We start from the raw sequence: 21,276 nt of genomic DNA on the forward strand, positions 1-21,276 counted from the left end.
CTCCTATAAGTTGACATTTTTCACCTACCTCTCTTTTATAATTAGGGCTTATTATATATATCAAATAACTATACTAGTGTGAATAATTTTAATTAAAAATCTAATACCATCTTTACTCTTCTTTAAATCCAAAAAATTGATATCATTTATAAACTTCTGAAATTAAATTTAAATCCTTTAATTCCTCTTTCAAACTTAGAGCATCTTTAAACTCTATAGTTTTAATCCCTAACTCTTCTGCTACCTTTAAGCTCTCACTATTATTATCAATATAAAGACATTCTTCGCCTCTAACATTAAATTCTTTTAGTGCATACTTATAGATTTCTATATCAGGTTTACAAAATCCTACTTCATATGAGTTAATAACTTTATCAAATAATTCAAATAAATCCAACTCCACCAATTTATAATTTAATCGACCAATATCATTAGTAATCAAAGCTATTTTAAAATCTTCTTTCAAATTCAAGATTATCTCTCTAACATCTTCCCTAACAACTTCAGCATGATAATATTCATCAACAAACCTTCTTAAATCTTGAATCATTACCTTATCTATAGCTTTATTAAGATAAAAGATAAATTCCTCTAGAGTCATCTGACCCTTTAATAATAAGAGGTACTCCTCTCCAAATATCTTATTACGTAATTGAGCCAAATTCCAACCATACTCACTACCATATTTAATCAAGATATCATCAAATTTAGTCTCTGTGACCACACCACCTAAATCAAATAATATTACTTTAATCATTCTATACCACTCCAAAATAATTTATTCACAAGCTGAATTAAACCAATTGTAATTATATAAATTCTAGATAATAATCCACTATCCTTTAAATAAAAAAGACTATAGAAGTTTCTATAGTCTTTTTTGCTCATCTATATTCTTAGTTTACTCAATAATTTGAATTTTAACAATAGAAATAATTTATAAGTAAATATAAATTCAAATATAATAATCTATACCTTTATTAAGAACTATAGAAGAATTCAACAATTATAGTAGATACTATAATTAATCTACATCTGGCTACACAGCTGATCTAAATAAAGGTCACAAGTCTTAATATCCTTAGCTTTAATAGCAGTTTTACCAATAATCTTGTTATCTGATTTAGCTAACATCCTCTCTAATACTTCAAAGACTTTTCCTTCACTTCCCCCCATAGTAGCCAATAGGTAAATTTCTTTTCCATTAAAGTTAAACTGATTAACAAAACGGCGTACTGCTGGAGGTATCTTGGCTGCCCATACAGGGGTAATTAGGCAGATAATATTACTATCACCTTGATGAAAATTAATATCAGATTCTTTATCTCTAAAAGCATAATATCCACCTTTAAACCATCCAACTATCCCCTTAAAATCCTCTCCCTTATCTGCAATACGATATAAGTTTGAATCTAGTCTATCAGATAACATCTTAGCTACCTCTTCACAATTGCCTGTTCTAGAATAATAATAGATATCTACCTTCATAGCTATCTAGCCCCCTTTTTAGCAAGATTAAATAGGCAATAAGCTATTTTAATGTTACGTTAAATAAATGAACTTTATTCAACATTTAAGTTAACTTTCTGTTAAATTTAGATATATAATAATTACTTTTAAACTTACTAGGTGGTAGTGACAAGAAACTAATTAAAGTTTAATATCGATAATGGCTGTTAATGCGTATATTGTGACAGTCTTTATTTTTTAAAAAGTAAGCAAAGCTTTCATTGATCTAATTAAAAAAGTTACGGGAAAGCTTATCAACTTTCACCCCAAGGGTACTTCTTTCAGGGCGTTCCCGTGTTACTTTTGTACCTAAGAGCATCATTCAGGAAGAAATACCGCTTCCTTTAAAGATCATTGCTACAAAAATAGCCAAACCTACGAGTTTTACCTTAAGGGTTATAAAGCAACCCCTTCGTGGCAAGGGCAGCCCAGTCTAGAAAAAAATATCCTACGAGTCTAACCTACGGGTTTAAAAAGCAAACCCTTCGTGGTAAACCCGATCAAGACTCTCCGTGGCAGAGCCCACTCAGCAATCAAAGTGCTTATTGTTATTATTAATTAGATTCTTTGATTAAATTTTAACTGAGCTCCAAAATCTCAGCTCAATTCTTGCTTCATTCAAACAGAAATTTTTTCAGTTTAAAATCTTTTAATTCTCAATCCTCAATTCTTAAAAATGTCACATTATCTCTATATTATATCAATACCAGTATTAGTACAGAACATTATTTAAGTAAAACCTTAGCAGCTTTAGTAATATTATCTGATCTGCCCACTAAAAATAATTGGCTTAATTCTTTCACTTTGGTATTTCCATGAGGGATAATCAATCTATCCTCCTGTTGGTCAAAGATCCCTGAAATTAAGATATGTTCTGGGAAGCCCTTAGTCTTAACAATTTCAGAGATACTCTTACCGTCACACCAAGACCCTTTTGGTACTGTTAAAACAGATATCTCAGCTTTACCACCACTTAGAGAATAAACCTTTCTTATATCTGGTTGTTCAATATCAAGAACAAACTCTTCTACCAATAAATCCATAACCCCAGCAATGGTAGTAGCCCCTGCCAGTTTATAGGCACTCTTATACTCAGGGTCTCTCATTCTAACCATTATCTGCTGTGCATTATAGTTCTTTGCCAATAGCGCAAAGGCTAGGTTATCAGCATCATTTCTCATCACTCCAACGGCAATATCACAGCGCTGAATCCCAGATTCCTTAAGGACATTGATATTTGTAGCATTACCACAGATGCTGACAGCACCATATTGGGAATAGACCCTCTCACACATCTCTCTATCTAAATCAATTACCACTACATCATGGTTCTCTGTTAACCTCTTAGTCAAGTTCCTACCAACTACACCTGCACCAGCAATAACAATATACATTCTAATCCCTCCAAGCTCCTCTATTAAATATTACAAAGATTGGTAATATTTCTAATCTTCCTGCTAACATACCAATAATATATGTAACCTTTATTACATCTGATAGACTCTGCATCTTAGCCACACTAAAATAAAATGGCCCAATATTCCCCAAGGCTGAAAAGATACCTGAAAAGGCATTCCAAGGCTCTAAATCTGAGAAGATAGCTGTGATTCCTCCACCAATTACAATTAATAATATCCACCCAAAGACCAATGCGACAATTCTAAAGATTTCAGTATCTGGTATTACATTTTCATCTACTACAACTGGTAAAACAGCACGTTCAGGATAATAGACTTTCTTTATCTCCCTCTTAAATAATTTATTTAAAATTACTACCCTGATTAATTTAATACCACCAGATGTAGAACCAACACAGCCACCAACTAACATTAAAATTAACAACAATTGCTTTGCTAAAGCAGGAAAGAAGACTGAATTGATATCTTCAGTAGCATAACCTGTTGTAGTTATAACTGAAATAACTTGAAATAAAGTCTTACGAATCACCTCTTCAAACTCTACTAAAGCAAAAGGAAACTCTATATAATGGTCTAAGATGATTAAAGTGCTTACCCCTATAATGATTCCCCAGAAGTACTTCATCTCAATTCCTTCCCACAATTCACTCAACTTTCCAGTCAATACCTTATAATGTACCAAGAAATTAATTCCACCCAATGCCATAAATAAGATGATAACATACTCTATAGCCCTATAATAAGTATAGCCAGCCTGTTTAAAATGGGCTATACTCTGATCATAATTGGAAAAACCTCCAGTTGATAAGGTTGTAAAGGAATGGGTTAGCGCATCAAAAAAGCTTAAGCCTAAAACTTTTAAGATCACTATCTCTATTAATGTAAATCCTATGTAAATTCCCCATAGAATCTTAATCGTCTTAAAAATATTTGGAACTGGACGAGACATATTTATCTTATGGCTTTCAGCAGTAAATAGCTGGAACAGCCCTGACTGTCCACGAAAAGTAACTACAAGAAAGAAGGTCAAAAAACCAAGCCCTCCAAACCATTGGATTAAACAGCGCCAAAATAGAATAGACTTTGGCATTTGGCTCAGTCCAGAGAAGACTGTAATTCCAGTGGTGGTAAACCCACTTACTGTCTCAAATAAAGCATCTATATAAGAGTAATCTAAAGCCAGATAAAAAGGGATTGCTCCTATTATAGAAATCACAATCCATCCTAAAGCACAGACCAACATACCTGTAGATGGAGAGATCTCATCTTCACGAGATTTAAACCTAGTTAATAATCCCATCACCACAGAGAATATAGCTGGAATCAAATAAATCCTAACTAGATCATCTTGATAGATCAAACTGACGATAATCGGAATCAACAGTACTACTCCTAATAATACTAACAAAGAGCCTAAGAGACTTATGATTGTCTTTAACTTTGAATTTTTCAATACATTTTTCCTCCCTTCTTAATATACTTTTAAGCAATTCCACTAATGTACTGATATATAAATTGAGATAATAGATAGATATTGCGACACTTTTATTTCAGTGTATAGTTGACAGTGGTTTACATGAAGAGTCATCCAACTTGTAAGGATAGTTAAGTTCAAAACCTCACACCTCATCTCCAACCTTTCTCCTACTCTTAGGAGAAGGGAGGCAAACAAAGAAAAAAACTGTTCCCCCTCTCATTATTTAAGGAGAGACTGGTTGTGTACGAAGAGTAATTGAACTGTATTACTCGTAGGGGGATTAAGGAGTGAGGTTTGAAAGTGTTGTAATATAACTTTAATAAGCACTTCCTATATAAAAATAGAGAGGTATTACCCTCTCTACAATTAACTTTAGTATATAAATTTCATGAAAAGATCTAATTCTCCTCTTTACACTTAGCTAGGATTTCTTCTATATCCTCTTCACCAAATTGATAGGATTGATTACAGAAGTGGCAACGAATTTCAACCTTCCCTTGCTCCTCTAGAATCTCTTTGATCTCCTCTTCACCTAAACTAGCCGCTAAAGCAGCAATTCGATCTCGATTACATTTACATTGGAATTTAACATCAGCCTTCTCTAAAACTCTAAATTCAAAACCATCTAATATCTTCTCTAATATCTCCTCTGGTGTGAGCCCTTCTTCTATTAAAGAGCTTATTGATTTTATCTCTGCTAAGTTCTCTTCTAGTCTACTTATAGTCTCTTCACTGGCATCAGGTAATAACTGAATTAAAAACCCACCAGCTGCTTTGACTGATAAATCAGTATCAACTAAAACACCTAATCCTACTGCTGAAGGTGTTTGCTCAGATTTAGTGAAGTAATAAGTTAAATCCTCAGCAATTTCACCAGAAATCAATGGTACACTCCCTGTATAAGGCTCTCTTATCCCTAAATCCTTCTTAATAGTCAAATATCCTTTACCCACAGCCTTAGCTACATCTAGCTTTCCTACTTCATTTTTCATAAAATCAATATTAGGATTACTTACATATCCTCTAACTTCACCTTTATAGTTGGCATTAACGATGATCCTCTTTAAAGGTCCATCACCTATAATATCTAAACTGATCTCCATCCCTGATTTAACCAAATTACCAACTATTAGTCCTCCAGTTAAAGCTCTTCCCAAGGCTGCCGTTGCTACAGGTGTAGTCTGATGTGCCTGCTGGGCATCATTAACTGCATCAGTAGACCTTACTGCTACAGCTCTAATCTCCTTATTTGTTGTCATTGCTCTGATAATATAATCTTGTGTCATTTATTGCTCCTCCTTAGTTCTCTTAATTGCTCTATAATATTATAATCATTGCCTGCTACCCCACCAAGCTCTATCTTAGGTTTCAAATGACCATGAAAATCACTTCCAGCAGTTGCTAGTAGACCCTTCTTCTCTGCTAAAGCTAACCACTCTGCTACCTCTTCTTCATTATGGTAAGTACTATAAGATTCAATCCCCTGTAAACCTGCTTCAATCAGGTCATCTATCACATCTTCATCTTCTGGGCTTAATGTAGAACCTGGATGAGCCAATACAGCTACACCGCCTATCTCCTTAATTAACTTGATAGTATCCTTAGCAGAAGGCTTCCAACAAGGGATATCAGCAGGCTGTCCTGCTCTAAAGAAGTCAAGATAAAAATTAAAATAAGGCTGATCACTCTTCTCACCTGTATAATAGGTCTCTAATCTAGGATCTTCCTTACTCTCAGTCTTTGCCAATAAGACTTCAGCAATAAATCCGCCTAAAGGTCTATCATTATCTGCTTTCTCTAGTACTTCTTGAGCAGTAATGTTAAAACCCAATTGCTGTAACCGTTCAATTCTGCCATAAAACTGTTCCTTTTTAGCCTCTTCCATCCCTCCTAATAGTTCATCTATCTTAGGAGAATTATAATCTATATAGTATCCTAAAATATGTAAAATATTATCGCCATAATTTGTATCAAACTCAATTCCAGGAATAATCTCTAAATTATTATCTTCAACTAACTCTAAAGCCTCTGAAATTGCATCAGTCAAATTATGATCAGTAATAGAAATTGCTGCCAACCCTCTATCCATTGCCATCTCTATTAGCTCTTGAGGAGTAAGATCAGCATCATCACTATAATTACTGTGCACATGTAAGTCTATCTTCTTCATCATTTCCTCCTTTATCATTATACCAACTTCTTTACTAGATTATAGTTTAAACCCCATACATAAATATATCAAATTATTATAGAAAAAATCAATATTATTAAATAATTATACCATAGAAATATCAATCCTTTAGATTAAATTATGAATAAATTTCTAAAGCTATACCCCCTAATAGTCACTATTAAATATACTATAATACAGATTAAACCTAAAATATCAATCAAATTATTTTTTGCTGGATTCTTATAATTGTTGAAAATGATATGAATTTTATGACAATATTATTTGACATAAAATAGTAAATTAATTATAATCAATTTGTTGCATAGGTTGATTATAATGGTTAGTCAGTAGTTAATCATACTAAACCAATACGAGTAATTATACTATTACTGTAAATATACCAACTAATTTAATTTTATTAAGGGGCGAAAAAATGAGAATAGTTAAAACAGAAAATGTAACTTCTAAGATGAAGTTAGCTAAAGCTATCTATCATCAAGAAAATATATTATTAAATACTAATTGTAAAAATTTATATAAATACAAAGAAAGATTATTAAAACTTGGTATAAGACATCTATACATAGAGGATAAGATATCAGAAGATATAGAGATTAATAATCTGATCAGTGAAGAGACTAGATTAAAAGGTAAGATTATTATTAAAAAAGTCTTTAGTGATATCTCTAAGAATCAAAGGATTAATATCGATGAAATTAATAATTTTATTGAAGAACTAACTAAAGAGATATTAAATAGTCAAGAATTATTGGCAAACCTTGTAGATATAAAATCTTATGATTCATATACCTTCGATCATTCTGTAAACGTTGCAGCTTTATCATTACTGATTGGTAAATCATTAAATTATAATAAAGAGCAACTGATTAAATTAGGAGTCGGATCTATCTTACATGATATAGGTAAGATAGCCATCCCCAAGAATATCTTAAATAAAACAACTAAGCTCAATGACCATGAGTTTAAAACTATTAAAAAGCATCCCCGCTTAGGATATGAGAATATAAAAGAGCATCATGAGATCAGTCCTATCTCTAGGATTGTGATCTTATCTCACCATGAAAAGGTTGATGGGTCTGGCTATCCCAAAGGATTAATTGGAGATGAGATTCATGAATTTGCTAAAATAGTGGCTATTACTGATGTATTTGATGCACTTACCAGTGATAGATGCTATAGAAAAAAATGGTCTATAAATAAGACAATTGACTTCTTAATAGCTAATGCTAATAGCCATTTTGATATCAATATTCTTAATACATTTATTCAAAAAACTCCTCTCTACCCTAATGGAACCTTAGTCAAATTAAGTAATGGAGCAGTCGCTGTTGTAAAGGAACAAAATAAGAGCTTTCCTCTAAGACCAATTGTTAAAATAATCAAAGATAGTCTAGGCAATAGATTAAAAGAACCTTATATATTAAATTTGCTAGAGGTTACTAACATCACTATAATAAATGAGGATGAATGAATTATATTGGTCATTATTTTAAATCCAATCATATTAAATACTAACTAGTATAAATTATAATTTCAATTATTATAGGGGAGTTTTATTATACTCCTCTATAATAATTTATCTTGATACAAAAGGATTTCCTTTGATATAAAAGCGCCATAGTTTCTCCTTATACTCCTCTGCATAATCTATATTAATTCGCTTGTCTTTCACTACCTCTAGCTTATAATTAGAGTCTAAAACATAGAGTTTATCACCATAAGTCATATCATAACCATTCAACTTCTTATCTATAGCCAAAGCTTGGCATAACTTCCCTGGACCATTGGTCAAATCCTCTACCTTCTTACTCTTAATCTGCCTATACTTTCTAATAGTATCTAACCCCTCAATCGGCTCTACAGCTCTAATTAAAACTGCTTCTGGCTTCCCTACACTAGCGGTGACTATATTCAAACAATTATACATTCCATAAATTAGATAGATATAGGCATTACCTGCTCTTCCAAACATCACCTCTGTCCTCTTTGTTCTCTTATTCTGATAAGCATGACAAGCTTTATCCTCAGGTCCTATATAGGCTTCAGTCTCTACTATCTTAGAGATTATCTTCTGACCATCTAGCTCTCTTACTAGCAACTTACCCAGTAAATCTTGAGCTACATTCACTCCATCCCTTTGATAAAAGTCTAATTTAAGTTTCAAAATATCCCTCCTCTTATTTCATAGATTTAACGCATTCTATAATTATAGCCATCCAAATAATTAATATTTTTTTATTTTATCCCATCATAGATGTAATTATAAACAAGTTAAAATATCCTCATAAAAGAAGAAGGACTAAATTAATAGCCCTTAATATATTTTATATATAAAATATATTATTATCTATTTCTTGATAAGTACAATGAAATAAGCCCAACTACAAAAGCAACTATTATCGGTATGCTGATAAAAAACTTATTTAAGTCCCTCCCAACTAAGCTACCTATCCCCCACACCTCTACTACTATCTGCTTACTAGCAATATTTAAAATTGCTCCTAATAGTCCAAAAACTACAGCTACAACTATTCTGGCTCCCCAGTTATCAGCCTTTAAGGTAAAAATAACTGCCAGACTAGCTATTATAGTGGTTATAATGATATTGATAATCCCCATTTAAGCTCCCCCTTTTAGACTAAGTTATTAACCTCTTAGCTACTTAAACCCTATTGAACTATTTTTATCTAAAGAATTTAACAGTAAATATATCACTTATCTTCTCTGCCTATCCTTAAAATCCTTTAATTAGATAGATAACCTTTATTAATCTATTTAAATCCACATACATCTCATCTAACTCCATACTTATTGTGTTTCTATTTCCAAAAGGAGTATGAAACGAGAGGAAAAATTTGATTACCTCTAAAAAATCAGCTAACCCCTCTTTACTAAACATATAATTCTCCTTTCAAATTTAATTTGTAATTCTGCTAGATTCCAAACAATTAATTACCTATACCTAGATATTCTTATAATCTTATCTAACTAAAATCTCTTATTTCTAATATAAAGCTATCATAAAGGAATTCCATCTATATACTACCATATAAGGTTTATCTATTTAAAAAATTTACACTTTTACTATTTATATTTTAAATCAAAAAAGAGGAGCCTATCAGCTCCTCAAAATATAATTATTTATTTGTTACCTGTTACTTATCACTCAGCACCTGTTACTGCTTCCTACGAGTCTTTTAGACTCTTCGTGAGGAGAAATAAAGTTTCATATTTTTGAGAAACTTTATAATCACGGAGAGTTTAAATTTAAACTCGAAGGGCAAAAATTCCCAATCGAATTTTTCCTATCTTATCTGACCATCTCCAAAGATGATAAATTTATTGGTAGTCAACTGATTGACACCCATTGGTCCACGAGCATGGAGTTTCTGTGTACTGATTCCAATCTCTGCTCCAAGTCCAAACTGACCTCCATCAGTAAACCTAGTAGATGCATTGACATAAACAGCAGCAGCATCGATTAAATCTAAGAACTTATGTGCTTTAGTATAGTTTTCTGTAATAATTGCCTCTGAATGCTTAGAGCTATACTTATCTATATGCTCTAAAGCCTCATCTATATCTTTGACAACTTTTACAGCTAAGATATAATCAAGATACTCTGTCTCCCAGTCCTCTTCTGTAGCTGCTTCTACATCAGAAACTATCTCTTGTACCTTAGTACAACCTTTTACTAGAGTATCCTTCTTCTTTAGCTCCTCTACAATCACAGGTAAGAACTCTTCTGCTACCTCTTGATTAACAAGTAAAGTCTCCATAGAGTTACATACCCCAGGGCGTTGGCATTTAGCATTAATAACTATTCTTTTAGCCATCTCTAAGTCAGCCTCACTATCAACATATGTATGGCAGTTACCAACACCAGTTTCGATAACTGGGACAGTAGAATTCTTGACTACAGCCTGAATCAGTCCTGCCCCTCCACGAGGAATTAGTACATCTAGATATTGATTCAGCTTAAACATTATCTGTACTGCTTCTCTATCGATACTCTCAACCAATTGGACACTTCCCTCAGGTAACCCAGCTTGAACAGCAGCCTTAGCTAAGGCATTAGTAATAGCCTTATTAGAATTAATAGCGTTAGAACCACCACGCAATAAGACAGCATTACCAGCCTTTAAACAAAGACCTGCAGCATCAGCAGTTACGTTAGGACGGGCCTCATAGATTATTCCTATAACACCTAAAGGAACTCTTACCTCCCCAATTTTTAGCCCATTAGGGCGCTTTTTCATCCCTAAGACTTCACCAATTGGGTCATCAAACTTAGCAACCTCCCTTAAGCCATCAGCCATCCCTTTAATTCTCTCTTCAGTCAATAGTAATCTATCTAATAAAGACTCAGGTAGCTCATGCTCACGACCATAATCCATATCCTTCTCATTAGCAGCTAGGATTTCTTTAGTCTGCTTCTCTAACTCATCGGCCATCTCCAAGAGAGCCTTATTCTTAACCTCAGAACCAATATGAGCCAATTCTTTAGCTGCTTTCTTGGCTTTCTTTGCCTTAGTAACAACCTCTTCTCTTATACTCATCTAATCCACCCCTTTTTTATTAGCTAGCAGCTATCAGCTATTAGCCAATAGCTAACTCATAAGTACTAAATTATCACGATGAACTACTTCATCATAATCTTGGTATCCCAACCTCTCTTTGATTTTACTTGTATGTAGCCCTTTAATCTGTTCAATCTCCCTTTGAGAGTAATTAACTAGACCTCGTGCCAAACTATCTCCCTCTTGATTAATGATATCTACAACTGCCCCTGCCGAAAAATCTCCTTTGCTATCTAATATACCACAAGGTAATAGACTCTTACCTTTTTCAAGCAAAGCCTTAACAGCACCTGAGTCTATAACTATCTGTCCTTCTACATCTAAGTTAAAAGCAATCCACTTCTCACGACTAGCTAATTTCTCTTGAGATAAGAATAACGTTCCTACCTCTACCCCTTGAGTAATCTGTGATAAGACATTATCCAAACTACCATTGGCTATTATTAAAGGTATCCCTGAACGGGTAGATACCTTAGCAGCCTTAATCTTAGTAATCATACCTCCAGTGCCTCGTTTAGTTCCTGCATCACCTGCTAGAGCCTCTATCTCATGACTAATATCATCAATCCTACTAAGTAACTTGGCTGTAGGTTCTTTACGAGGGTCAGCTGTATAGAGACCATCAATATCTGATAGAATGATTAATAAATCTGCATCAATCAAACTGCTTACCAGAGCAGATAGAGTATCATTATCACCAAATTTAATCTCTTCAACTGCCACTGTATCATTCTCGTTAATAACTGGAATTACTCCATATTGAAGAAGCTGATTTAAAGTATTTCTTGAATTAAGATATCTCTTACGGTCAGTTAAATCCTTCTGGGTCAATAATACCTGTGCTACCTTCTGACCATATTCACTAAATAGCTTCTGATAGGTCTTCATCAATATACCTTGACCTATTGCAGCTAGAGCCTGCTTCTCTGGAATAGTTTGAGGGCGCTCTACTAAATTCAGCTCACCTTGTCCTGCTGCCACAGCTCCAGAACTAACTAATATAACCTCTTTACCTTGATTCTTTAAATCAACAATCTCTCTAATTAACTTGTCTATTCTTCCTAAATTAAGCTTAGCATTTTGATAAGTCAAGCTACTACTTCCAACCTTAATAACAATCCTCTTAGCCTTCCTGATACTTTCACGCATTACCTTCACCTACTTTATAGTGTACAGTGTACAATTTACAATTCACAATTGTAATTAAAGATTATTTCTCATCTTATATATTTTATTTAGGTAAATTATATTGTTTCTTCTCATTGTTTTCTCTATAAAGAACAAGTACATTACCTATTGCTTGAATAAACTCTGCATTACAAGCTTCTGCTAATTCCTCAGCAGCCTCTTTAGCACTATATAATGAATTATTCAATACTCTAAGTTTAATCAGCTCTCTTGCCTCTAAAGTCTCATCAACCTGTGCAATTACATTTTCAGTAATACCATCTTTACCGATTTGGACTATAGGGTCCATATTATGTGCTTTACCTTTTAAAAAACTACGTTGTTTTCCTGTTAACAATTTTATCACTCCCATTATTCTGAATATTCAAATTCCCATCCTTCAATCTCAATAGTATCTCCTTCTTTAGCTCCAGCCTCTTTTAAAGCATCATCTACTCCCATAGTACGTAAAGTTTTAAGGAAATAATATAAGCCTTCATCAGTAGTAAAGTCTGCCATAGCTGTTTTACGTTTAATCTCTTTGCCAACAACCCTATAAACACCGTCTTCTTCTACTATCTCAAAAGCATCTTCTACTTCACCAGGCTGAGGTCCACGGATAATAACCTCTTCCTCTTCTGCAACCTCCTCATTAAAGAAGTCTGGCGCTTCCTTAACCAAAATATCAGCTCGTTTAATCAATTCTTTTAATCCTTTACCAGTAGCAGCAGAAATAGGATAAACCTCATAACCTTCTGCTTCTAATACTTCTTTGACCTTAAGGAAATTCTCTTCTGAGTCTGGTAAATCCATCTTATTAGCAGCTACTATTTGAGACCTCTCCATCAATTTTTCATTGAACTTCTCTAACTCTTGATTGATTCTTCTAAAATCTTCTAAAGGATCTCTTCCTTCAATTCCCGAAATATCTAAAACATGAATTATCACCTTAGTTCTTTCAATATGGCGTAAGAAGTCATCTCCTAATCCCACACCAGTATGAGCACCTTCAATCAGTCCAGGGATATCAGCCATAACAAAGGAACTATAATCACCTACTTTGACAACACCTAAATTTGGCTTTAAAGTAGTAAAATGATAAGCAGCAATCTTAGGCTTAGCAGCTGATACTTTGGAGATAATAGTCGACTTACCTACACTAGGATATCCCACAAGCCCTACATCAGCTAAGACCTTCAACTCTAGCTTAACCTTTCTCTCTTCACCTGGCTCACCATTCTCTGAAAATTTAGGGGCTTGCCTAGTAGAAGTTTTAAACCTAGCATTACCTCTACCACCACGACCACCATGAGCAATTACAACCTCTTGATGTTCATGGATTAAATCAGCAATCACCTTCCCAGTATTTACATCAGTTACTGTTGTCCCTGGAGGAACCTTGATAATCATATCTTCAGCATCTTTACCATGCATATTCTTACTTCCACCACGTTCTCCTGAAGAAGCTTCATAGAACTTTCTTTCTCTAAAATGTAATAATGTATTTAAACCTTCATCAACGGTAAAGACTACATTACCTCCATTACCACCATCGCCACCACTTGGTCCACCAGTAGCGACATACTTCTCACGGCGAAAGCTACTCATTCCGTCTCCACCATCGCCACCCTTTACCTCAATTACTACTTCATCTACAAACATAATTTATCGACCTCCAATAAACAGTTGATAATTGATAATCTATAATATATAGGAAATAATAAAGCTATTACCGACTATGTACTAGAAAAAATCAACTGTTATTAACATTTCCTAAAATAGTTAATCTTATTAAGCAATTATAACATAAAAGCAGCTTAAGGTTAAGCCTCAGTTTAAGATTATTTAAAATCAAGAGTAGGGAACAGTCTAGACTGTTCCCTACATATTTTTAAATTAAAAAAAGCTCCCAGTCTAAAACTGGAAGCTTTTTTGTGGATTTATGCCATAGCTTGAACTTGATCTTCAGTATAAACACTTACTTGTTTCTTGTCTCTACCTTTTCTTTCAAAAGCTACGTATCCATCAACTGTAGAGAATAAAGTATCATCTCCTCCACGACCTACGTTTAGGCCAGGGTGGAATTTAGTTCCACGTTGACGAACAATGATGCTACCAGCACTAACGTATTGTCCATCGTGTCTCTTAACTCCAAGTCGCTTAGCAATACTGTCACGACCGTTCTTAGAACTTCCAACTCCTTTTTTCTTAGCGAAAAGTTGTAAATTCATCTTAATCATTTTTTCCACCCCCTTCAATTATTTTTATATATTCCGAATATTCTTCTTGTATGCCCTTTAAACCAACTAGCATCGTCTCTAAAATAGCCTTAACCTGTTGGTCTTGGGCTATATCTGATGTCAACTGACAATCTAGCCAGCCGTCTTTAACATCTATATTTATATCAAAATCTAAATAGTCTGTCAAACCTAAAACAGCAGTCTGCATAATTGCCGAAATTCCTGCACAGACAATATCTTGTCCATACTCTCCATATTCAGCATGCCCACTACCAGCAAAACTAATAATATTATACGACCTATCTCTTTTAATTTCAATGGTAATCATTAGTCACCTTACGCCTCAATACTCTTAATTTGTACTGCTGTATAAGGTTGTCTATGACCATTCTTTTTACGGAAATTGTTTTTAGGCTTATATTTGAAAACGATAACCTTTTTACCTTTTCCTTGAGCAACTACTTCAGCAGTTACTTTAGCACCTTCTACAGTTGGAGTTCCAACTTTTAAACCATTGTCAGTAGATACCAACTTAACTTGATCAAATTCAACTGTTTCACCAGCTTCATTATCTAACTTTTCTACTCTAATTACTTGACCTTCTTCTACTTTATATTGCTTTCCACCTGTTTGGATAATTGCGTACATTCTGTGCACCTCCTCTACCTCAGACTCGCCGATCACTAGGTACTCTTTGAGAGTTTTTCAACCCGTATCGTGCGGTTTTGGCAGTGGCTTATATAAACCACTCACGACTATGAATTCTAACATAGAATCTCAAAGATGTCAAGATAAATTCAAGGTTAGGTTTAGACTTATTCTTAATAGTCAATTACCTTTATTACCTTAGCTATTGCATAAGTCTTCTTAACTTCTATAATTTCAACTCTAACCCTCTGCCCCACAAGTGCCCCACCTTCTAAAATATCAATTATATATCCATTAAGCCTAGCAATTCCATCATCTAGATTATTCATATGCCGCTCTTCTACTTTAAGGTTTAATCGCTTTCCTGTATTTAAGGGTTTTGCGATAGATTCAATCTCTGAGTTAGAACCAACCTTTAATATATTAGTATCTTCTAGGTGTAACTCTTTGTTTCCCATAATATAGATATCTCTGTGTAGCTCCTTCTCTAACTTCTCTAAATTTTTGCCAGATACTCCAATCAACCTAGAAGCTATTTTAGGATGAACCTCTAACAATATAGCTTCTGCTCTACTCTGCCAAAATATCTCTTTAATTTGGCGAATAGTCTCTAAAAAGATAGTATCTTCAGATAAGATAGTCCCTGTTCCCTGACAATAAGGGCATTCTTGTTGTAAAAATTCACCAACCCCCTCCCTTTCATTCTTACGTGTCATCTCTACTAAGCCCAATTTGGTCAAACCTAAGATATTACTCTTTGTCTTATCTTTATCTAGCTCTGCCCTTAAGGTATCCAAGATTAACTCTCTATCTTCATCTACTTTCATATCTATAAAATCAATGATGATGATACCACCAATATCCCTTAATCTCAACTGTTTAGCTATCTCTTTAGCTGCTTCTAAATTGGTCTTAACAACAGTATCCTCTAAATTATCCTTACCTACATAGCTTCCTGTATTAACATCTATTGCTGTTAAAGCCTCAGTATTATCAATGATGATATATCCGCCACAATTTAAAGGCACTTTACGCTTTAATAATCCCTTAATCTCCTCTTCAATATTATAATAATCAAAGATAGGCTTAGGATGGTTATAATAATACACTCTGCTCTCCAATTCTGGTGAGATATGCTCAAGTATCTTCATCGCTTGGTGATAATCTTTCTTATTATCTATAATCAATTTATCAATTTCAGAAGTAAACTTATCTCTAATTACCTGTTTAACAGAGTTAAGACTCTTATAAATTAAAGAAGGTGCTTTATCCTTACTTGCTTCTTCTTCTATTTCTTCCCAAAGATTGAGTAGGAAATTAAGGTCCTTTTTAAGCTCTTCTTCATCTTTATAGGCTGCCACAGTTCTCACAATTAACCCTTTATCTTCAGGTAGAATCTCATAGGCTATACTCTTTAACCTCTTTCTTTCAGAATTATTATCAATTCTCCTAGAGACGCCTACATGCCTTTTACTATTCATCAATACAAGATATCTCCCTGCAAGACTTAATTTACAAGTACCTCTAGGTCCTTTAGTACCTAAAGCTTCTTTGGTAATCTGTACTAAAATCTCCTGCCCTACTCGAATGACCTCTTCAATTCTAAAGCCCTTCTCTCCTACAACAGAAGTCAAGTCTTTAGCATGTAAAAAGACATTCTTTTCCAATCCAATATCTATAAAGGCTGCCTGCATCCCTGGAAGTACACTCTCAACCCTTCCTTTATAGATATTACCTACTATCTGTTCAGAAAAATCACGCTCATAAATAATCTCTACTAGCTCCCTATTCTCCAAGATAGCAATCCTTGTTTCTAGCCCTATATCATTAATAACTATCTCCTTACTCAACTTCTCACCTCCCGACACACCAGTTTACAGTTTACGGTTAACAGTTGACAGTTAAATTCTAAATCATTAATATAAGTTTTTAATCTTTTAACTGTAAACTGTACAATCTTCACTATCCACTATCTTTTCACTGCTTCTATTGGAGTTAAAATCTCACCCTCTCTTTCTATATATAATCCAGAACGGTGAATATTGACCAGTTTTGCAGGTTGAATAAACTCCGAATAATCAGCTAAAGCATCAATCACCTCTTCAGGTCGTAGATTCCCTGAACTTCCTGTCTGCACCAACATACTAATCGTTGCTAAATTCTCTTGAACACCTATAACTTCTAGCTTAGATATCATTGGCTTAATATCAAAGACTCTATCCTTCTTTCTTCTTCTCTTCCTTCTAATCACAATCTCCTGTTGAGATAAAAAATTTGCTACCTCTTCTCTTAATTTATCTATCTTAATCTCTTCAGTCAATTCTAATCTAGCAAAATAACTTGATTGGCTGACCAATGAGGCTAAAGATTTGCTCTTAGCTACCAGTTGCTCAGCTTCTAGAACTTCAATCCCTTTTGGTAAAGCCTTATTTAAGCCTTCTTTAAAATCTTGAACTTCCATCTTCTCTTCCATCTCAAAATCAATATATTCACTATCACTAGTCAATCCCACAGCCAAAGCAGTAGCAAAGGAGATATTAGGGGTAGGATTATATCCTTGAGAATAAGCTATAGGAATATTTGCTCTACGTAATGCTCTATTCATTGTATTTAAAAAATCCAAATGAGAGATGAATCTTACCTCATCACCCTTTAATACCCTAGCTCTGATTTTACTATTTTCCACTATTCTCACCACCCATTAGTGAGATTCTTGCATCTAAATTCTTTAAAATCCCACATCCAGTACAGTTATTAAATCTACAATCTGGTGTCAATTCTACATCAATAGCTTTCTGGTACTCTTTTCTTAAATATCTTTTATCAACACCTACCTCTAAGTGATCCCAAGGCAATCTTCCTTCTAGATTAAAATTACGATAAACATACTCTTCTAAATTATACCCTAAATCTTCAAAGGCTTTCTGCCATCGTTGATAGTCAAAGTGCTCACTCCATCCATCAAACTTAGCTCCAATCTCCCAAGCTCTCTCCATAACTTCAGCAACTCTTCTATCACCACGAGCAAAGACAGCTTCCATAGTACTTAAGTACGGATCAGTCCACGTAAAGGATAAGTCCTTGCCCCTTAATTCATTTCGGAGTAATTGTTGCTTCTCTTTAATCTCTTCTAAAGTATTAAATTTAGACCATTGGAATGGAGTATGGGTCTTAGGAACAAAGGTAGACACACTTACACCTACCTTTACCCTCCGTTTATTATCAGAATTTCTTCTAATTTCATCACCTAGCTCAGCTACCTTCTTAGCCAAATCAGCAATTCCTCTAATATCCTCTAAGGTTTCAGTAGGTAAACCCATCATAAAGTATAATTTAACCCTTCTCCAACCTTCTTTAAAGGCAGCTTCAGTAGTCTTTAGTAAATCCTCTTCATCAATCCCCTTATTGATAACATCCCGTAATCTCTGGGTTCCAGCTTCTGGAGCAAAGGTTAATCCTGTCTTTCTGACTGCTTGTAGCTCTTTAGCTAAATCTACCGAAAAAGAATCTACTCTCATTGAAGGTAAAGCAACACTTACTCTTTGGTTTTTATACTCTTCTAAAAGTTCTTTTGCTAAATCCTCTATCCTACTATAATCACTAGTACTCAACGATGATAGTGAAATCTCTTCATAACCAGTACTTTCAATCAACTTCCTTGCTAAATCCTTAATTCTTTCATGGCTTCTCTCCCTAACTGGACGATAAATCATACCTGCTTGGCAGAAACGGCAACCCCTAGTACATCCTCTAGCCACCTCTAAAGTTACCCTATCATGAACAATCCCCATATATGGTAAAATAAATTTCTCAGGATAATAAGACTCATCTAGATTCTGAATAACCCTCTTTTTCAAAATTTCTGGAGCACCATTACTAGCTTCAAATCTAACTACTTCCCCATCATCATTATAATCTATCTCATAAAAGCTAGGTACATAGATACCTTCAATTTTTGATAAATTCTTTAATAGCTCTTCTTTAGAAGCACCGCTATCCTTCCAAGCTAAATATTCATCGACTACCTCCCCAATAGCAGCTTCAGCCTCTCCTAAAAGTACTACATCTACAAAGGGTGCCAAAGGTTCTGGATTGAAGGCACAAGGACCTCCAACAATAACTAATGGGAACTCCTTCCCTCTATCTTCACTTCTTAATGGTATTCCTGCTAAATCCAACATATTCAAGATATTTGTATAACTCATCTCATATTGTAGAGTAAACCCTAGCATATCAAAATCAGCTACTTTAGCTCTATTCTCTAAGGTAAACAATGGAATATCATTCTCTCTCATCTTCTTCTCCATATCAACCCAAGGTGCATAAACCCTCTCAGCTGCTACATCTTCTCTTTCATTTAATAGATGGTATAAAATCTTAATCCCTAAATGGGACATAGCTACCTCATAAACATCAGGGAAAGCAAGAGCAAACTTGACCTTTACCAGATTTAAGTCTTTCTTGATCATATTTAATTCATTTCCCATATAACGGGTTGGCTTGCTTACTTCTGGTAGAATCTCTTGTATCTTATTAGCTAAATCAATTGTCATCAATTTCACTCCTTATCTTACAATTATTATCATAAAATTTGACTATATTATAGAATCAATCAGAGGGGCGTAATATAGTAATATACTACGCCCCTTAGATAGCTTTTGATTATTAATTTTTCTTAGTTAAATTTTAAAGTAGATATTATTAGTTAATGGGTGTATTGCGACATTTTTTGAGTTGACAGTTACGATCTTTAGAAGCGAAAAAAATTAACCTTAAAGGATAAGTTCAACTCAAGCTCAGTAAAAACCAATTACTTCACTAAACTTCCTTTATGTTTGAACAAAGCAAGTATTCTAAATGAATAATAGTAATAATACAATCTTTGAATTAGAACTCTAAGATTATTAACTTAAATAAATATCGATTGCATAGTGAGTGGGCTCTGCAACGAAGGTTTTGTTATTTAAACCCGTAGGAAGTATTCTTGGGCTGCAACCTAAGGATTTTGTCTACTTTTTAAAAAGTAAAAATGTCGCAATATCTCTCTATTCTATCAACTTATAAACAAACTACTTCAACAGATCCTTTATCGGCATCTCTATTCCTTCATTGACTAAAGAGTTGATAAATTTATCTTCTGTCACTACCCCTAATAACTTCATATCATTATCTACTACCCTAATAGTATGAAAACGGTTAGGTACTAACCTCTCAACAATTTCCTTTAATGGAGTATCTTCAACTGCAATTAATTGTTGAATATATATAACTCTCTCTTTTAAAAGGTTACCCCTCTTTTTAGCAATATATTGCATGAGAACATAAGAAGCATATCTGCCCTCTTTTAAAGTAGCAAAATAGATAAAAAAAGCTATAAAGAGTAGAATAATATTAGCATACCCATAATAAATCCCAATCACACCTATAACACCCAAAAATATAGCTATTACTCTACTCAATCTCAATGTATAGTATGTAGCCTCTTTAAAGCCAACCTTATTGGTCAAAAATGCTCTAACTACACGCCCCCCATCTAAAGGTAAAGCAGGAATTAGATTAAATAATCCAATTGTCAGATTAACCTTAATAAAATAAAATCCTGATTTTAAAGGAATAATCTTATACCTTAATAAAATTAAAGTTATTCCTGCTAAAACAAGGTTAAAGATAGGACCTGCTAAGGAGATCTTTATCTCACTTTTAGGCTTTAGTTGAATTAAATCTCGAAATTTTGCTACCCCCCCAAAGGGTAATAATTCAATCTCATTAACCCTAACCCCTTCTTTTTGAGCCATAAGAGAATGAGCCAATTCGTGTAAAATTACAATAATAAAATTTATACTAGCAGTTAAAAATAGTCCTGAAATTGAAAACAAGAATAATATCAGAAGAAATAATATATTTAACTTAAATTTCACACCTAACATCTTTAACATCCTATTGCCACCTTCTTTCATTAATATAAATATTAGTGGCAATAATCTAATATGTCTATTAAATAGAGTGACAAGTAACAGATAACAAGTAATAAGCCACTTATCAC

Annotated in this window: 21 protein-coding genes and 1 other annotated feature; of the genes, 1 reads left to right on the forward strand and 20 read right to left on the reverse strand. The window is 33.9% G+C overall.

The genetic code is table 11. The features are described from left to right. Window positions 1–142: 142 nt before the first annotated feature. From U472_RS12870 to U472_RS12895, 6 genes are all read right to left on the reverse strand, one after another. Complete coding sequence (locus tag U472_RS12870; protein ID WP_068719158.1) at window positions 143–757, reverse strand: HAD family hydrolase; 615 nt, start codon at window positions 755–757, stop codon at window positions 143–145. Window positions 758–1,029: 272 nt separating this feature from the next. Further along, window positions 1,030–1,488, reverse strand: coding sequence for a flavodoxin (locus tag U472_RS12875; protein WP_068719159.1), 459 nt, complete (start codon window positions 1,486–1,488; stop codon window positions 1,030–1,032). Between the two features lie 746 nt (window positions 1,489–2,234). Further along, window positions 2,235–2,903 (reverse strand): potassium channel family protein, encoded by a 669-nt coding sequence (locus tag U472_RS12880; protein WP_068719160.1) that lies wholly within the window; start codon window positions 2,901–2,903, stop codon window positions 2,235–2,237. 1 nt (window position 2,904) lies between these two features. Next, window positions 2,905–4,380 carry a TrkH family potassium uptake protein gene (locus U472_RS12885; protein WP_068719161.1) on the reverse strand — a complete coding sequence of 492 codons (1,476 nt, stop codon included), beginning with the start codon at window positions 4,378–4,380 and terminating at the stop codon, window positions 2,905–2,907. A 422-nt stretch (window positions 4,381–4,802) separates the two neighbouring features. Then, window positions 4,803–5,690, reverse strand: coding sequence for an Hsp33 family molecular chaperone HslO (gene hslO / locus U472_RS12890; protein ID WP_068719162.1), 888 nt, complete (start codon window positions 5,688–5,690; stop codon window positions 4,803–4,805). Next, entirely contained in the window at window positions 5,687–6,574 is an 888-nt protein-coding gene (locus tag U472_RS12895; RefSeq protein WP_068719163.1) for a PHP domain-containing protein, read from the reverse strand. Before U472_RS12895 ends, hslO begins: the two co-directional genes overlap by 4 nt. Window positions 6,575–7,010: 436 nt before the next feature. Here U472_RS12895 and U472_RS12900 point away from each other — a divergent pair, with 436 nt between their 5' ends. Beyond that, window positions 7,011–8,069, forward strand: a complete 1,059-nt coding sequence (locus tag U472_RS12900; protein WP_068719164.1) for an HD-GYP domain-containing protein — start codon at window positions 7,011–7,013, stop codon at window positions 8,067–8,069. Window positions 8,070–8,174: 105 nt separating this feature from the next. Here U472_RS12900 and U472_RS12905 read toward each other — a convergent pair whose 3' ends face one another. The 14 genes from U472_RS12905 to U472_RS12965 form a co-directional block, all read right to left on the reverse strand. Continuing rightward, window positions 8,175–8,762: a DNA-3-methyladenine glycosylase gene (locus U472_RS12905; RefSeq protein WP_068719165.1), complete on the reverse strand. Its 588-nt coding sequence runs from the start codon at window positions 8,760–8,762 to the stop codon at window positions 8,175–8,177. Window positions 8,763–8,941: 179 nt separating this feature from the next. After that, window positions 8,942–9,217, reverse strand: a complete 276-nt coding sequence (locus U472_RS12910) for a hypothetical protein (RefSeq protein WP_068719166.1) — start codon at window positions 9,215–9,217, stop codon at window positions 8,942–8,944. Window positions 9,218–9,332: 115 nt separating this feature from the next. Then, complete coding sequence (locus U472_RS16910; RefSeq protein ID WP_176714178.1) at window positions 9,333–9,497, reverse strand: hypothetical protein; 165 nt, start codon at window positions 9,495–9,497, stop codon at window positions 9,333–9,335. 406 nt (window positions 9,498–9,903) lie between these two features. Next, the gene (locus U472_RS12915) at window positions 9,904–11,157 is read right to left on the reverse strand and encodes a glutamate-5-semialdehyde dehydrogenase (RefSeq protein ID WP_068719167.1); all 1,254 of its coding nucleotides are present in this window, start codon (window positions 11,155–11,157) and stop codon (window positions 9,904–9,906) included. Between the two features lie 51 nt (window positions 11,158–11,208). Beyond that, window positions 11,209–12,327 carry a glutamate 5-kinase gene (gene proB, locus U472_RS12920; RefSeq protein ID WP_068719168.1) on the reverse strand — a complete coding sequence of 373 codons (1,119 nt, stop codon included), beginning with the start codon at window positions 12,325–12,327 and terminating at the stop codon, window positions 11,209–11,211. 82 nt (window positions 12,328–12,409) lie between these two features. Further along, entirely contained in the window at window positions 12,410–12,712 is a 303-nt protein-coding gene (gene yhbY, locus U472_RS12925; RefSeq protein WP_425415783.1) for a ribosome assembly RNA-binding protein YhbY, read from the reverse strand. A gap of 5 nt (window positions 12,713–12,717) precedes the next feature. Then, window positions 12,718–14,007 carry a GTPase ObgE gene (obgE, locus tag U472_RS12930; RefSeq protein ID WP_068719170.1) on the reverse strand — a complete coding sequence of 430 codons (1,290 nt, stop codon included), beginning with the start codon at window positions 14,005–14,007 and terminating at the stop codon, window positions 12,718–12,720. Window positions 14,008–14,285: 278 nt separating this feature from the next. Continuing rightward, the gene (gene rpmA / locus U472_RS12935; RefSeq protein WP_068719171.1) at window positions 14,286–14,585 is read right to left on the reverse strand and encodes a 50S ribosomal protein L27; all 300 of its coding nucleotides are present in this window, start codon (window positions 14,583–14,585) and stop codon (window positions 14,286–14,288) included. Continuing rightward, window positions 14,578–14,913, reverse strand: coding sequence for a ribosomal-processing cysteine protease Prp (locus U472_RS12940; RefSeq protein WP_068719172.1), 336 nt, complete (start codon window positions 14,911–14,913; stop codon window positions 14,578–14,580). Before U472_RS12940 ends, rpmA begins: the two co-directional genes overlap by 8 nt. 8 nt (window positions 14,914–14,921) lie before the next feature. Then, window positions 14,922–15,233, reverse strand: a complete 312-nt coding sequence (gene rplU / locus U472_RS12945; RefSeq protein WP_068719173.1) for a 50S ribosomal protein L21 — start codon at window positions 15,231–15,233, stop codon at window positions 14,922–14,924. 11 nt (window positions 15,234–15,244) lie between these two features. After that, window positions 15,245–15,320: a sequence feature (ribosomal protein L21 leader region), on the reverse strand. A gap of 86 nt (window positions 15,321–15,406) precedes the next feature. After that, window positions 15,407–17,083: an Rne/Rng family ribonuclease gene (locus U472_RS12950; RefSeq protein ID WP_068719174.1), complete on the reverse strand. Its 1,677-nt coding sequence runs from the start codon at window positions 17,081–17,083 to the stop codon at window positions 15,407–15,409. 119 nt (window positions 17,084–17,202) lie between these two features. After that, a complete protein-coding gene (locus tag U472_RS12955) occupies window positions 17,203–17,919 on the reverse strand; it encodes a TIGR03936 family radical SAM-associated protein (protein ID WP_068719175.1) in 717 nt (238 codons plus the stop codon). Next, window positions 17,909–19,786 carry a TIGR03960 family B12-binding radical SAM protein gene (locus U472_RS12960; RefSeq protein WP_068719176.1) on the reverse strand — a complete coding sequence of 626 codons (1,878 nt, stop codon included), beginning with the start codon at window positions 19,784–19,786 and terminating at the stop codon, window positions 17,909–17,911. The genes U472_RS12955 and U472_RS12960 overlap by 11 nt, the downstream gene beginning before the upstream one ends. Window positions 19,787–20,302: 516 nt before the next feature. Continuing rightward, the gene (locus tag U472_RS12965; RefSeq protein WP_068719177.1) at window positions 20,303–21,169 is read right to left on the reverse strand and encodes a site-2 protease family protein; all 867 of its coding nucleotides are present in this window, start codon (window positions 21,167–21,169) and stop codon (window positions 20,303–20,305) included. Between the last annotated feature and the right edge of the window lie 107 nt (window positions 21,170–21,276).

It is taken from the genome of Orenia metallireducens, assembly GCF_001693735.1.
In the GTDB taxonomy this organism is placed as follows: Bacteria; Bacillota; Halanaerobiia; order Halobacteroidales; family Halobacteroidaceae; genus Orenia; species Orenia metallireducens.